Genomic DNA, 15,556 nt, shown 5'->3' with positions numbered 1-15,556 from the left:
CGGCTCTACGGCGGCCGCACCGGGCCGAGCACGTGCCGCTGGTACCAGGCCTGGAACATCAGCACCGTCCACAGCAGCGGATCCCAGCGCCGCTCCCCCGCCAGAAACTGCTGCCACATGCACACGATGATGGCCTGATCAAACAGGCCATGGGCCTGCAACGCCTTGGGCGACAGCAACGCCTCCGCCCAAGGACGAAGCGGCCCGCGCAACCATTTGGCCACCGGCGGCCCGAAGCCGCGTTTGGGCCGGTTGACCAGTGCGTCCGGCAGGTAACGCAGCAGCACTTGTCTGGGCAACCACTTGTGCTGGCCGTCGCGATACTTGAGGTGCAGTGGCAACTGCCATGACAGCGCCATGATCGCCGGGTCCAGCAACGGTGCGTGCACCTGCAGCCCGGCATGTAAAGCCGCTCGGTGGGTCTTGGTCAGAATGCCCTCCGCCAGCTCCATGGACACCTCCAGCTGCTGCAGCCGCCGTGCATCGTCATCGTGCCAGGCAATGCCTTGTGGATCGTCATAGGGCGTGCGCAGCACGCGCGCGCCCTTCACCAGACGGCAGGGATCACGCCAGCGCACGGTGCGCAGATGGAAGTGGTGGCGGATGTCATTACTGGCAACATTGGCCAGCAGCGCAGGCCAGCCGCCCAGCCGCGGCAGCTCGCCACTGCCTCGCGCGTACCGGCCAGCAAGGCCGCGTACGGCCGCTGGCAGCCAGCGTGCCAGGCGCGCGTTGCGCAGGGCCTTGGCGTGGGCGGCATGGCCAAACCACAGTTCGTCGCCGCCATCCCCCGCCAGCGCCATGCTGCAGTGGTTCCCCATCCACTGGCTGGCCAGAAGCGTAGGCACCTGCGATGCGTCGGCAAACGGCTCGCACCATGCAGCGGCAACGGCCGGCATCATGTCCAAGACCGATGCCCCTGAAAGCAACACGTCGTGATGGCGAGTGCCCAACGCTTTTGCAACCGCTGCTGCCCACGCACGCTCGTCGTGTGCTTCATCGTGGAAGCCCACGCATAGCGTATCCACCGGCTGTGCGCTGTGCGCCTGCAGCGCTGCCGCCACCAGCGACGAGTCGACCCCACCGGAAAGGAACGCCGCATGCGCGCCAGCCTCGTGCGCAACGCCCACGCACTGATGAATGCGAGCATCCAGCGCATCGATGGCCTCCCGGTCCCCGACACTGCCTGCAGTTCCCAGCGTCGATGCAGCGACCACCGGTTGCAGCAGCTGCTGGTCGATGCCGGCATGGTGCAGCTGCGGGCCGCGGGTAACCGCAGCCACGTCAAGCCGCAGCACCGTGCCCGGGCGCAGCTTGAACACCCCCTGCACGATGCAGTGAGGCGCCGGCACATAACCGCGCTGCAGATACAGCGCCAACACATCGCGATTGATCTGATGCGCCGCACACTGGTCTGCGCGCAGCATACCCAGTGAGCTGGCAAAGACCAGGCTGCCGGCCGACCAACCGTAGTAGAGCGGATGCTGCCCGGCGGCATCACGCGCCAGCCAGAGTTCTGCGGTGTGGATATCGAAGACGGCCAGCGCGTAGGCGCCCCTCAGCTGCGGCACGGCCGCGGCGACGCCCCTGACGCTGATCAGATCGGCCAATGGCAGTCGGCCCGGCGTCACGACCCAGCCATCCCACATGACCACGTAACGCCCACACGACGAGTGCATTACCGAGCCCGCATGGCTCACCTCAGTGCCTACCCGTGCCAGCGCCAGGCGCCTCCCCGCATCCAGCCACTGGCAGTGCCCGCCGGGTGCAGCCGGTGCAGCCTCCAGCATTGCCAGGACGCGCTGCTGCACCGGGGCGCTGGAGATTTCCGGGGACCATATCCCCGCCATTCCGTTCATTGTGCGGGCCTCATCACCCGAGGGCCGGAACGGGCAGGGAGAGACTGCCCGTTCCGGCGCCCCGCTCAGAATCGATAGCCGTAGGACAGGGTGAGCTGTGCGTTGTGCAGCCGGTCGCCATTCACCGCCCTGGCCACGTCACTGCCCTTGCGCGCACGCAACACGCTGTATTCGGTACGCAGGAAACTGCTGTCGGAGAGGTGCAGCTGGCTGCCCAGGCCGTACTGACGCGCAAGCCCACTGGTCTTGACGGTACGCGCATCGGTAGAACCGCCTGCGAGATAGCGCGACTGCATGTTGCCTACGCCGGCCCGGCCGAACAGTTCAACGCGCTCGCCCACCGGCACGATACCCAGCGCCGAGACCGACACCGCGCGGCTGCTGACACCGGTGCGTTGTGGCGTGCCGTTGCCCTTGGCGGACGACTTCACGTGCCGGCCCATGCTGCTGAAGTCCGATTCCACTGCAGCGTAGCGGTTGATGCGGTAACCGGCGCCCAGCGTGTAGGCAAGGCGCGACGGCCCCACGTCCTTGGTCTGCTTGTCGTTGGGCACGTGCTTGCCGTACGCGCTCAACTGCGCCTTGCCGAGGCCGGCTACGCCATAGACACCCGTGCGGTCCGAGGCATCGGCCGAGGCTACGGCCGGCACTGCGGCCAGCAGCAACGCGCCAAGAACAGGAGAGAAATACTGCGTCATGTGGAACTCCGTGGTGTTGGAGTCCCCAGCTTGGGGATGCCACCGCGCCCCCGCCTCAGTGCGTCTGTGGCAGCGATGTCACCGCGCTGAGGCCGATCATGACCCTTTGTAACGACACGCCTGGCCAGCTGAACACACCCCCCGCACGCTGGCGCCGTGTCGCATTTGGCAGTGACGTGAATGGCAGTGCCCTGCCTATCATCGACCGCGTTCTGCAACTATTCCTGACGCCCATGCATCGGCTACTGCTTGTTGAAGACGATGACCGCCTGGCCGGTCTGATCACCCGCTACCTCCAGCGCCACGCCTTCCACGTCACCCGCGTTGCGAACGGGCAGGACGCCATCGAGCACGTGGCCAACGAGACGCCGCAGATCATTCTGCTTGACCTCGGCCTGCCGGACATGGATGGCCTGGATGCCTGCCGCGCGGTGCGGCGAGCGTACGACGGGCTGCTGTGCATCTTCAGTGCGCGCGCCGATGACATCCATCAAGTGGTGGGCCTGGAGCTCGGTGCGGATGATTACTTCACCAAACCCATCGAGCCGGCCGTGCTGGTCGCGCGACTGCGCGCCCACCTGCGGCGCGCGCACGCGGGCGGACGGTCTGAGCCCGAACTGCTTGTCTTTGGTCAGCTGAGCATTGATCCCGGCAGCCGTACCGTGCAGCTGGACAGCGCGCCGATTGCGCTGACCACGGCCGAATTCGATCTGCTGCTGATCCTGGCGCGCAACGCCGGCCGTATCCTGCACCGCGATGCCCTGTTCAAGGGTCTGCGCGGCATCGGCTTTGACGGCATGGACCGGTCCATCGACGCACGTGTATCGCGGCTGCGTCGCAAACTGGGCGATCTCGACACCGATCCGATGCGCATCCGCACCGTGCGCGGGCGAGGCTACCTGTTCAACGCAAGCGGCTGGCAGTGAGGCCACGACGCCTGAAGGGGCCACTGCCGCTCTTTGTGCGCTACTGCGTGATCTTCATCGCGGCGCAACTGCTGCTGTTGACGGCCGGCACCTTGCTGTGGGAACGACTGCTCGACCCGACGCCGGTCTCCACCCTGCACTACCGCGTGCAAGGCAGCCACGCGCTGCTGGCCGATCGCCTGCTGCAGGTGCCCGAGGCGCAGCGGGCTGAGGCCCTGGCAGGGCTGCAGACGCTGTTCGCCTATCCCCTGCAGCTGCAACCCCTGGCTGAGATTGAAGGGCAGCTGCCGGCTGCTCATGCGGACAAACTCCGGGACGGGCAGATCGTGGTGTCCGCCGACGGCGCCTACAGCCACCAACGGCTCACGGGAACGAGCTCCGTGCTGACGTTGGGTGACTTCAGCAACGTGCCCGAAAACGATGACGATGAGGAGGACCTGCTGGAGGACGGCCTGTATTGGCTGAGCCTGCTGACCACCGTGGCAGCCGCCGTGGCGCTTCCGCTGTACTTTCTCATCCACCGCTTCTGGCATGACGTCAAGGTGCTGCACGACACCGTGCATCACCTGCAGGCCAATGCCTTCAGCCACCCCGTGCCGCCCCTTCGCACCCGCCTGCTGCGACCACTGGGCCATGCCCTGGACGATCTTTCCCAGCAGCTGCAGGTGCTGCTGGACGGGCAGCGCCTGCTGGGGCAGGCCATGGCACACGAGCTGCGCACGCCGCTGGCGCGCATGCGGTTCACGGTGGGGCTGATGGAAGAACAGCAGGCGGTACCGGACGATGAGGCCACTCTGCTGCACGACCTGCAGACCGATCTGCAGCTGCTGCAGGACCTGACCGCCGCCAGCGTGGAATACCTGCGCTTTGGGCGGATGCCCCTGGTGGAACGCCGCCCGGTGAACGTGCAGACACTGCTGCGGAACGCGGCGACCGCCATCTGCCGATCGCCCGGCCCCGCAGTGACCTGCCAGTGCTGCCCGCAGCTGACGGTACACGCCAACGAAGCGGCGCTGGATCTGGCAGTGCGCAATCTCCTGGCCAACGCGGTGCGGCACTCCCGTTCGGCAGTGCGCATGCGGGCGGAGCTGCACCAGGGCGGCCTGCGCCTGCGCGTGGAAGACGATGGACCGGGCATTCCCCCCGCCCACCGCCAACAGGTCTTTGCGCCCTACGTGCGCCTGTGCCAATCCACCGAAGGCTTTGGGCTGGGGCTGGCGATGGTCAAGGCCATTGCCCAGCGCCATGGCGGACATGTGGAGATTGGTGACAGCCCGCTGGGCGGCGCAGCCGTGACCCTGTGGCTGCCCGAGGCCGCCCCGTTGTAGAGCCGAGCCCACGCTCGGCTGCTCCACGCCGTTTCGACCACGGCGACACCTACTGGCGCGTCACATGGCGTAACGCGGGTCCAGCGGCTTGTCCATCAACCGCGACAACCACGGCATCGGCTCGCGCTGGGGGTACTCCTTCATCATGCGCTCGTGCAGCACCTGCATGTCGCTGAGCATCCAGCCGTGGAAGACCACATCCTGGAACGGGTCGGACCACGAGTTCTGCAACCGGTCCAGTTCTCCTTCCAGTGGCGGCAGCGCCCCGCTGGGCAGGTTCAACATCGGCCGCAGCGCTTCATCCAGTGCAGCCGTGCGCTCCCCTGCCCTTTGCAGCCGCGCGACGCTCTCTTTCACATGCCAGCAGATGAAAGGCGCACACACACCCGTCGCCCGGATGTAGTCGGAGATATCCGCCAGCATGTCGGCCTGCAATTGCTTGGACTCCTCGCCCAGGTAGAGCTCACGCGCCCGCATCGCGCGCAGCGTCGCCGCGCGCACCTCATCAGCCGTGGTGTAATCCTGCCCGGGCTTGCCGCCGCCGTGGAGTGCGACGGCCACGCGATGCATCGACTGCTCGCGGATCAGCCGCACCTGCACCTTGGCCGCCTCCGGATGCACGCGCGGTACCGGCGGGTTGCTGATCTTCCAGATGATCCAGCAGGAATACACCAGCCCCAGCACCAGCAGCGCGTACACAAGCGTCCATCCATTGATGCTGCGGACCACATAGTTGTACCGCGCGCGCCACACATAGAAGCGCCGGTAGGTCATGAAGCGGCTGAACTTCTTGTACATCGCCATCTCTCTCTGAAGTGCCCCGGCGCAACGGGCATCCTTCTGCGCGCCACGCCGGGGCGTCACGGCTTACCAGCCAATGCCCACACCCACGCCCATGCTGCGTTCACCACTGTTGGTGAAGGCACCATTGAGGCTGAAGGTGGCCGAGCCCTTGTCGTTCAACACGCGCTGGTAGCCCACGGCCATTGCCGATTCGCCATCGCTGTAGCCCACGCCGGCACCCAGGCGGTTGTAGGTGTTCAGGCCGGCGGTGTTCATGGCCATCGCACTCTGCGCGCTACTCATCGCCGCCATGCGGTTGAAGCGCTTGTCCATCTTGTCCAGGCGCGCATCCACCTCGCGGGAGATGCCATCGCTGTACTCGTTGGCACGGGCCAGCATCTTCTCCAGCTCGGCGGTGTCCACCTGCGGGGTGGGCGATTCCGGCTTGGGCGCATCGGCCTGCGGCTGCGGCGAGGACTTCGGCGCGTTGCCGGCATCGGCCACGACCTTGTTGTCACCGCTGGACGGCGGCGGTGCGACCGGCTCGTCGGCGGCCGGCGTGGCCGCCGGGGCGGACGATGCGGCGCTGTCCACAGCCGCCACGGTGAGCGCACGAGACTGCGGGGCCTGCGGCTGGCCGTCGATACGCTGTTCCAGCCCGTCCATGCGGCCGTTGAGCTGCTGCTGCATGGAATGCAGCTGGCCGCCGTTGACCGCATCGCGGCTGCCCGCGGCGATGGCACCGTTGGCGACGTTGGACAGCACCATGCCGTTGGCACCGGCGAAGGTGAGCTGGTTCAGGCCGTCGTTGCGGACGGTCGGGCTGTCCTGGAAGACCGCGCGCAGCTGGGATTCCACGCGCTCGGTGCGGGTGGTGTTGGTGACGACGGCGGAGTCGAGGCTGGACAGGGCTTCGTTGAGGGTGGACTGCTGGCCGCCCTGCACATTGAAGGTCGGGTTGATGATGTTGCCGTTGGCGTCGACATCACCGCCGAGGGTGGCGAGGGCACCGCGGAGCTGGCCGACGGTGGCGGCATCGGTGGCGTTGCGGCCGTTGGCTACGTTTACGATGCGGCGTTGAAGCCAATCAGCGCCAACCGAAACAGTGTCCGCCTCAGTAGCCCATGAATATGCGCCTAGCGCTACGGATCGAGAAGCTCCCTCTCGGACACGAGACTCCGCGCCGTACGCAAGGCCGCGATCGGCCTGTACATGCGCCCCCATACCGAGAGCCTGCCCGTACGTTGCGTTCTCTGAGACACGAGAAGCTCTCCCGAGCGCGACAGAATTGATGCCGAGCGCCTTGGCAAATCCACCCAGTGCAACGCCACCTTCGCCGGTGGGAGATGCTACAGCGGATTCGCCGATCGCAACCCCAAACCAGCCAGCGGAAGCATCCTCGCTCCACTCATCGGTGCCAATCTTGAAGAACCGATCTCGATGTTGCATTTTCCCAACGCTCTCTTGCAGAGGGAAGAGCTGCCGTCCGTTGACCACATCTCGGCTCTCCGCAGAGACCACCCCATCGGCAACACCCGTCAATCGCGCGCCGCCATAATCGATCACGTTTCCCTGCTCCGCCGCCATGAGCCCACGCGACAGCAGCCCATCACGCTCACCGCGCAGATCATTCAGATCATTGCGGTTGCGGGCGATCTCCTGCTTCGCGTCAAACAGCTGGCTACCGGTCACAGCGTCACGGCTGCCTGCGGCAATGCGGCCGTCGGCCAGATTGGTCAACACCGAGCCGTTGGCGCCTGCCAGCATCAGCTGGTTCAGGCCATCGGCACGCACCGATGGGCCGTCCTGGAATGCGGAGCGCAGCTTGCCTTCCAGGTTGTCCACGCGGCTGTCCGCAGTGACCACGGCGCTGTCGAGTGCGGCCAGGGCGTCGCCGACATTGTTCTTGGTGCCGCCTTGGACGTTGTAGGTGGGAGCGATGATGTTGCCATTGGCGTCGACCTCCGCATCGCCACCAAGTGCACGAACGGCTGCGCCAAGCTGGGAGATGGTGGACGCGTCTGTTAAGGACGTTCCGTCAGAAACATTAGTGATTCTGCGTTGTAGTCTCGAATGACCGACGGACACCGTCCCAGGCTCATCCGCGACCGAGAAATTGCCAAGCGCCACACTGTCGAAGGCGCCGGGCGATACACGGCTGCGCGCACCAAGCGCTAGCCCTCCACTAGCTTCAACGAGGGACTGTGTACCGAGAGCGAATGCACTGTCTGCATTCTCGCGTACAGACGCTGCTCGGCCAATAGCAACCGAGTTGTCTCCAAGTGCAGCTGAATAAGCACCAACGGAGACCGCGCCCTCCCCCTTAGGCGAGGCGAGAGCAGAGTCGCCAATTGCGACCGAGATCTGACCCGCGATCGCCGCATCTTGGTCGCCTCCAGCACCGATGGACAGGAACTGATTCAACCGCTCAATTGAGCCAATTCGTTCGTTCGTAGCAAACAGCTGCCCACCATTCACCGCATCTGTACTCGCCGCCGAACTGATATCACCCGCAGCCACGCCACGCAGTTTCCCGCCGGCGATATCTACACTCCCATCGGCAGCAAACTTCACCACGCCATCAAGGTCCGGGTCGAAGGCCTCAAACTCCGAACGCAGCGCATCCAGGTCGCGTCGATTGTCGGCAATACGGCCAGACTGCGCCGCTAGATCACTGGTGTGGCCTGCAAGTACGCCCTCATTCGCCTGGACCTTCTCATTGGTGGCGAACAACTGCTTGCCGGTCACCGCATCGGTGCTGCTGTCGGTCAGACGTGCATCGTCCACATTGACAATCCGGCGCTTCAGATCCGTCGCGGCGTTGCCCACCGATACTTCATTGATGCCCGTAGTCTCGGAGCGCTCGCCCAGCGCCACCGAATTATCGTGCTTTGCCTTGGCATTGCCGCCCAGTGCCACCGCGAACTTGGCCGAGGCGGCCGATGCACTGCCCACGGACACCGCGTTGTTGCCGCTGGCAACGGCGGTATGGCCCATGGCAAATGCTGCTTGCCCATTGGCCTTGGCAGCCTGGCCCATCGCCATTGCCAGATTGCCCGTGGCGGTCGCGCGGTTGCGATCTTCAATCACCGCCGAGGTGGCTACGGCATTGCCGGTTGCATCGGCGTTGGCCTTGGCCTGGTTGGCCGTCGTCTGCGCGGCCGTGGCACCAGCATGTGCGGCGTCGGCGCGAGACTGGGCCGTTGCCAGACGATCATGGGTGGCCTGCAGCTGCTTGCCAGTCACAGCCTCGGTGCTGGTTGCGCTGATGGTTCCATCGGCGAGGCCCGACAGGCTCCGGGCGTCGCCCAACTTGTTGCTGACATCCAGGACACTGCCTGTATTCTCGCCACCCAGGCGAACGTTGCCATCGGCTGCAACCTGGCTGACCAGCCCGTCGAGCGTGTTGGCCTTGCTCAATGCGCTGTCTGCTGCCAACTTCGCGGAAGCCACGTTGTTGTTCGTGGCAAACAGCTGCTGCCCGGTCACCGCGTCGCTGCTGGATGCGCTCAGCGTTGCGTTCCGCACACCGTTGATATAGCGCTTCTCACCCTCCTTGTTGCTGACGGTCAGTACGTTGCCGGTGTTTTCGGCCCCCAGGTACAGCGCGCCACCTCCATGGGCCTGCTTCACCAAGCCACTGATCCGCTGGCTCTCCTGGTGCATCTGCTTGCCGGTCACTGCGTCGCTGCTGGCGGCGCTGATGTCACCGTCAGCCAGGTTGACGATCTTGCGCTTCAGCGTGGCATTGCCCACCGACACCTGCTTGATGCCATTGGTCTGCGAATGCTCGCCCAGCGCGACAGACTGTTCGTGACCGGCCACCGAGTTGCTGCCCAGTGCCATGGAGTACTTTGCCGCAGCACGCGCGGACGCGCCCATTGCCACGCCATTCAGTGCTTCAGCCTTTGACAAGTGTCCCACGGCGGTCGTTGCGTCCGCAGTTGCCTTGGAGAGGTTGCCGATGGCCAGAGAGACGGTACCCGTTGCTACGGCCTTGTTCGCTTCGGAAATCGCGGCGCTCGTGGCAATGGCCCGGTTGGTGCTGTCGATGCGCTGGTTGGTGGCATGCAACTGCTTGCCGGTAATTGCATCGCTGCTCGTCGCGCTCACGTCACCATCATTCAGATTGATGATCCTGCGCTTGATCGAGCCGCTGCCCACCGAGACCTGGCGGTTGCCGCTGGTTTCCGAGCCTTCACCCAGTGCAACAGATTCCGTATGGATGGCACGGGTGTTGCCGCCCAGGGCCACGCTACCGACGCCCTGTGCGCGCGCGCCACTACCGAGGGAGATCGCGTTGTTGGCGCCTGCGTAGGAGGAGTGGCCCAGCGCGAGTGCTGCGATGCCGCTGGACTGGGCCAGGTGGCCTACTGCCAAGGAGAGGTTTCCGCGGGCGAAGGCCTTTTTGTCCGCCAGTGAAGATCCGGCCGAAATGACATTGTTGGCCGTGTAGTTGTTGTCGATGACCTGCTGCAGCTGCCGGCCGTTGACGGCGTCGAAGCTGCTGCTGTTGACGACATCGTCAGCGACGTTGACGATGCGGCGTTGCTTTTTGTCCGCCGCATTGCCCACGGACACGGTATCCACATCGGTTGCCACGGAGGCGCGCCCGATTGCGACGGAACCGTAGGCGTTTGCCTTGGCCTCATAACCAAGAGCGACGCCGTCATACGCTGATTTCGCCGATCCGCCCACGGCTATCGCCCCGGTCCAGCCTGGCGTACCCGCATTGGCATCGCTGCCGATGGCAATCCGGGATACACCGGCACCCTCTGCCGTTTTTGCAGCAAATCCCATGGCAATGGATTGGTTTCCGTTGGCGTAGGCATAGGTACCCACCGCAACGGCGCCCGCACCGTCTGCTTCGGACCGGGCACCAAACACTGCGCTGTTGCCCTGCTTGGCGCGCGTATCGTAGCCAAAGACGGCATTGTTGTTGCCCACTGACGTCGACCAGTTGCCGAACAGTGTGGAGAAGTTGCCGTTCATATGATTGCTCATACCGAGCATCATGAAGTTGTTGGACCCCGAGACGACGGTATTAGGTTGCGAACCGTCTACGTGCGCAGAGAACGGCACACACTGCATGATGGTGTCGCTACGGATCTGGCAGTCGATGTAAACCGTGGCTTCTGCATCGTGCAGGCCCACGCCGGGCAGCATTGCCATGGCCAGCACCAGTGCAGAGGCGCCGACAGTAGAAGAGGCCTTTCCACGCGGTGCCGTCAGTTCACTGGCCACTACCCAGCACTGCCGGGCGGTGGACCATAGGCGGCGATAGATCTTGTTCATCAGGTGTCTCCTTAACAGGGAATACAGAAGAAACCCGCCCGCGCCCAGCGCAAGGCGGGGTGTGGGGATCAGGGGGTAAGGGTCTGCACGTGCTCGCGGTAACCATCGCGGGTCAGCCGGTAGCGCAGCTGCACGGTGTGCCCGGCCTCAACGGCGAACGGCAGTTCCAACGTGCTGCCCGGGTACAGGCTCTTGGACACGTCATGTGCCGTGCAGCGGCTGCCTACGCAGTCGGCGATGCTGGTGATGCCCAGGCGCAACGTGCCGTCATTGCGCAGGGTGTTGCCCTGCACGCGCGGCAGCACCGTGCCGTCATGCGGCAGCACATTCACCAGCGCGCCCCAGACCAGGTTCACGCCGACCTTTGCTTCGGCCTGTTCCTTTGCTTCGGCGGACGATGCCTCCGGCCCGGCGACGCCTTCGAAGTACACGCGGTAGGCCGTTTCGCGCTCGACCGGCTGCAGCGGAATGACACGAATGAGGCGGTTGCCGCCACCCGACAACGCAAACTTGCCGGGCGTTACGGCGATGGCGGCGTCACCGGGTTCAACCTCCACTTCGGATTCCTGAGCGCCGGCGGGATCGACGATGCGGCGCAGCGATGCCTGGATGTACTGCGGCTGGGTGGACTGCGAGTAGACGCGGATCTGGGTACCACGCTTGGCGTCCACCGAGGTGCGCATGGGGTGCACGGTCAGGTTGGCCTGTGCGGGCAGTGCCAGCAGCAGGCAGAACGGGAGCAGACAGAGTGAGAGACGTTTCATGGAAGTTCCTGGCGGGGATCAGGGCACGCCGGTGGGCACGCGGAGCTCGACCTTCAGGTCGCCGCGGTAGTAGCCGGGTTGTTTCTCGGTGATGGGAACGCGCGGCATGTTCAGGCGCAGCGGTGTATCCACGCAGAACACGGGCTGGCTCATGCCGGGCAGCACCACCAGCTTCAGCTTTGCGGTGTCGATGCCGGTGAGTTGTTCCTCCACCCCGTTGCGCATAGGCAATGGCGCGCCGTTGTAGTCGAGGGTGACGTTGTAATCGAGGCGCGCGTTGTCGCCGCTGCCACCACTATCGCGGTGCCATGCCGAGAAGCCGGTGGGGCCGGGTGCACGCCCACCGGAATCGCGGACGGTGACGCCGATGTACGGCGCCTGCGAGCCAAGGCCGTCGTACAGGCACATATCCACGGTCGTGCCGCCACCCACGGTTTGGGTGATGGGGTCGTAGCGGAGGTTCATGCCGACGTGTGGCGAGATTTCGTCGAAGTGCGGGAAGTAGATGGCTACTGCGTCGCGATCAGTTATCGCAAGCTCAAACCGAAAGTCATTCTTCAGAAGGAACTGACTCGGGGGCCTGCGAAGATCGATCGAAAGCGTGGCAACCCAATGCCCGGCCACCAGTTTTTCAAGCTCTCTTTGTTGAATACGTAGGCCAAGAGCAGTCCCGGCGGGATCTCTAAAGTTGCACTCGGCAGTCTGGGAAGACCAGAGAAAGTGGGCCGTCGGGTCCCAGTAGTCTGAAAAGCACGCCGCAGTGGGTTGAATCCGTAGTAGCTCACCTTCAACATGTACATCGATCCGCATTCCGCTACGCTTTTCGCGGAATTGCAGAGCGATAGTGCTCGCCTCGTTTGCAGCGGCGTCCATTGTGTCGGAGGTGGGACACCGTCCTTGCTGCGTATCCGCACTGGAGACGCAGGTGTAGAACAGCTTTCCATAGCCATCAAGCCCTGTTCGATCATTGGCAATCACTGTCTTTCGAGGTACCAACTCAATCATCGTTGGGACGGCTGACCGATCCCAAGACAGGCTGAAGTCTTGGCTTACACCTATGGGCGCCTGGTCCGGCGGCCGCTGCGCAAACGCCCGCGGCACCATCACCACCAGCGCGGTACTCAACATCACCCACATCAACCCGCGAATCGCGCGCTTCATGGCGTACCTCCTGCCGCAGCGGTCTGCTGCGTGCCTGCAATCAACGCCTGTTCCTGCAGCAGCCGGGTTACCCGCGCCTGCTGGCGGATATCCGGCGGCAGCTGCGCCACCGAAAGCGGCTCGCAGTTCACCGCACCCACCAGCATCACTACGCTGCGGCGCTCGCGTACCTGCAGCGGGCACTGCAGCAGGCGGTCGTCCTGCAGCAGGTACAGGGTGCGTTCGCGGCGCGGGAAGTCGGCCACGAAGCCGCCGTTGCTGCCGGTACCGGGCACGGGCGCGTTGAGGATGCGGGCGCCGCCCAGCGGCACGCCGGCGATGTCGCGCGCATTGCCGATGAAGGTGTAGGTCACTTCAATCGGCACCGGCATGCGCACCAGGCGGCCGGGCGCGAGGAACAGCGGGCGTGCGCCGCCCACGCCGGTCACGCGGATGGCGGCGTCGCTGTTCAGAGCGCTGGCGTCCTGCACTTCGGCGCGGTGCGATTGATAGGCCGACAGCGGCATCAGCCGGCGTTCGCCCAGCGCCAGGCGCTGCTTGCGCTGGCCGCCCACCTGCAATTCGGCGGCCACGCCGGTCAGTTCCAGATCGTCGGTGCCATCGACCTGCACGGCCAGGCCGGCTTCGGCGCCCAGGCCACCGCCCCAGTAGAAACCACGGCGGCCCAGCGCCAGCCCGGAACTGTGCGTGGCGCTGTAGGTCACTTCGTTGCCGCCGCGCTGCTGGTAGTGCGCCACGCTGGCGCCGGTGTGGCCGTACTTGTTCTGGGTCTGCCCGCTCAGCGATGCGCTGTAGCGGTCGTTGTTGTTGCCGCGAAGGTCCACGGTGGCCTCGCGGTACTGCGCATCCACTTCCTGGCGCAGGGTCTGGCCGGCGCTGTAGTTCACATCGGGGCGCGCGTGCTGCGGCTGGCGCGCATCCAGCGCATAGCGCCGCTGCGAGCTGCCGATGTCGCGGCGCTGCAGGCGGGTCAGGCTGAAGTTGATGAAGATGCCGCAGTCGCGGCTGTCGCCCACGCTGCGCTGGGTGCCCTGCTGCCACACGCCCACGCGGGTGGAGACGCTGAATTCCTGCCAGCGCTGCATGCGGCTGTAGCTGGCCTGCCAGGTGCGGGTGAGGTTGGGTTCGCGGCTGTAGCGCGGCTCCCACGGCAGCAGCGGGTCGAGTGCGGCCATCGGGTCATCGGGGTCTGTGTTGAGCACGGTGCCGCGGCTCCAGGTCTGTCGGCGGGTGTAGGCGACGTAGGCGTTGCCGCCGGCCACCGGCAGCGACATGGATGCGCTGAGCGAATCGGCGCAGGCCAGGCGGTCGCGGGTATCGGTTTCGAACTGGCAGGCGCGCCCACGCAGGCGCTGCTGGTAGACGTTCCAGGACGCCTTGCGGCGGTAGGACAGCTGGTGCTGCTGGCCGCTGCTGCCGTCGCTGCCGCGCATGCCGCTGAAGCTGGCGCGCACGTCCTGGGTGGTGAACATGTGGCGCAGGTCCACGCGCAGCTCGCCGTAGCTGAAGCCGCCCAGATCGGCGGCGCCGGCGGTGAGGGCGGCATCGCGGCCCATCGGCACGCGCAGGCCGACCATGGCGGCCATCTCGCCATCGAAGCGATCGCTGCGGCGCTCGTTGCGGCGGCCGCCCTGCATGAACCACTGCACGCTGCTGTTGGCCCAGTCGCCGCCCTTGTCGAACGGTGCTTCCTCGCTGCGCACCAGCACGCCGTCTTCGTAGATGCGCAGGGTGATGGTGTAGTTGCCGAACGGGAAGCGGCGCGTGTCCAGATCGTTGATGCCGGCCTGCAGGTAGAAGCTCTGCAGCAGGCGCTCGCCATCGAAAGCGTCCACGCGTGCATCGCGGGCCAGCAGCACGGTCAACGGCGTGGACTGCACGGCCGCTTCGGTATCCACGTAGGCCTGGGTGGTGCCGATGCGCAGGCCGGCGAAGCGGTCCATCGGCAGCATGCTGAAACTAAAGGTGCCGCCCTGCGGACTGGACAGGTTGCGGCGGTCCATGCGCCCGGCCTGCAGGTAATGCTGCGGGCCCAGGTCATGGCGGTAATAGGCGTTGTCGAACTGGAAATCGTGGCGGCGCCGGCCACCGCGGTACTGCTGGCTGTTGAGGTTCCAGTCCACGGCGATGTGGCCACGCTGGAACAGGCCCAATGCACCGGCGCCCTGCGCGCTCAGCGCCTGGTAGCCGCGGCCACCGCTGAGGTTGACGGTCTGCTGGTGCAGGAAGGCGTTCTCGGCATTGCTGCTGATCTGGTGGAAGCGGTCGGCAGCGGGCTCGGCGGTGATCCATTGCTTGGCCACGAACAGGCGCACGGCGCCCTCGCCTTCGTCGTACAGCGCGCGCACGGTATTGGGGTCTTCCGGTGGATCGAGGTAGCCGCAGCCGGCTTCGGCGCCGCCGAAACGGCAGGCCAGATGGCTGTTGCGTGCCAGCGGCTGCGACAGCGCGGGCAGCAGCGCGGCCTGGGCATCGGCCGGCAGGTCGAGCGCCTGCAGCACGCGTGCGGGATCTTCCAGCTGCACGTGTTCCAGGGTGACGCGCACCGGCGACAGCCCAGCGCTGCGGCCGAACAGGCGGATGTCGAGCTGTTCGACCTGGCCTTCGACCAGATCCTCGAAACCGACGGGAACGCCGCGTGCCGCGACCAGCGGCGTGGCCAGCGACAAGGCGAGCGCGACCGCCAGCCGGGTGACGGCGGGTGCGGGAGCTTTCATGGGAGGGGTGCCTGGTGCGGCCGGC

The 15,556-nt window shown here is 65.6% G+C and carries 9 protein-coding genes; 2 read left to right on the top strand and 7 right to left on the bottom strand.

Annotation, left to right across the window (positions count from 1 at the left end):
• Nucleotides 1-5 precede the first annotated feature (5 nt).
• Together IAE58_RS05745 and IAE58_RS05740 are read right to left on the bottom strand one after the other, a co-directional pair.
• Nucleotides 6-1,859, bottom strand: coding sequence for an asparagine synthase C-terminal domain-containing protein (locus tag IAE58_RS05745; RefSeq protein ID WP_199932920.1), 1,854 nt, complete (start codon nucleotides 1,857-1,859; stop codon nucleotides 6-8).
• Between the two features lie 65 nt (nucleotides 1,860-1,924).
• Nucleotides 1,925-2,557: a porin family protein gene (locus tag IAE58_RS05740; protein WP_199932921.1), complete on the bottom strand. Its 633-nt coding sequence runs from the start codon at nucleotides 2,555-2,557 to the stop codon at nucleotides 1,925-1,927.
• Nucleotides 2,558-2,733: 176 nt separating this feature from the next.
• On the opposite strand from IAE58_RS05740, the gene IAE58_RS05735 reads away from it, so the two are divergent.
• Together IAE58_RS05735 and IAE58_RS20075 are read left to right on the top strand one after the other, a co-directional pair.
• Nucleotides 2,734-3,483: a response regulator gene (locus tag IAE58_RS05735; protein WP_325166838.1), complete on the top strand. Its 750-nt coding sequence runs from the start codon at nucleotides 2,734-2,736 to the stop codon at nucleotides 3,481-3,483.
• A 47-nt stretch (nucleotides 3,484-3,530) separates the two neighbouring features.
• Nucleotides 3,531-4,811 (top strand): ATP-binding protein, encoded by a 1,281-nt coding sequence (locus tag IAE58_RS20075; RefSeq protein WP_200734975.1) that lies wholly within the window; start codon nucleotides 3,531-3,533, stop codon nucleotides 4,809-4,811.
• 60 nt (nucleotides 4,812-4,871) lie between these two features.
• On the opposite strand, the gene IAE58_RS05725 is transcribed toward IAE58_RS20075, so the two are convergent.
• From IAE58_RS05725 to IAE58_RS05705, 5 genes are all read right to left on the bottom strand, one after another.
• The gene (locus IAE58_RS05725; protein WP_199932923.1) at nucleotides 4,872-5,609 is read right to left on the bottom strand and encodes a hypothetical protein; all 738 of its coding nucleotides are present in this window, start codon (nucleotides 5,607-5,609) and stop codon (nucleotides 4,872-4,874) included.
• 69 nt (nucleotides 5,610-5,678) lie between these two features.
• On the bottom strand, nucleotides 5,679-10,889 hold the full coding sequence (locus IAE58_RS05720) for an ESPR-type extended signal peptide-containing protein (protein ID WP_199932924.1): 5,211 nt from the start codon (nucleotides 10,887-10,889) through the stop codon (nucleotides 5,679-5,681).
• A 68-nt stretch (nucleotides 10,890-10,957) separates the two neighbouring features.
• Nucleotides 10,958-11,653 (bottom strand): pilus assembly protein, encoded by a 696-nt coding sequence (locus IAE58_RS05715; protein WP_199932925.1) that lies wholly within the window; start codon nucleotides 11,651-11,653, stop codon nucleotides 10,958-10,960.
• Nucleotides 11,654-11,671: 18 nt separating this feature from the next.
• Nucleotides 11,672-12,814, bottom strand: a complete 1,143-nt coding sequence (locus tag IAE58_RS05710) for a CfaE/CblD family pilus tip adhesin (RefSeq protein WP_233614729.1) — start codon at nucleotides 12,812-12,814, stop codon at nucleotides 11,672-11,674.
• Nucleotides 12,811-15,531, bottom strand: coding sequence for a TcfC E-set like domain-containing protein (locus IAE58_RS05705; protein WP_199932926.1), 2,721 nt, complete (start codon nucleotides 15,529-15,531; stop codon nucleotides 12,811-12,813). The genes IAE58_RS05710 and IAE58_RS05705 overlap by 4 nt, the downstream gene beginning before the upstream one ends.
• Nucleotides 15,532-15,556 lie beyond the last annotated feature (25 nt).

This window comes from Stenotrophomonas sp. S49 (assembly GCF_016624905.1).
In the GTDB taxonomy this organism is placed as follows: Bacteria; Pseudomonadota; Gammaproteobacteria; order Xanthomonadales; family Xanthomonadaceae; genus Stenotrophomonas.
This window is presented reverse-complemented; position numbering and strand designations above follow the sequence as displayed.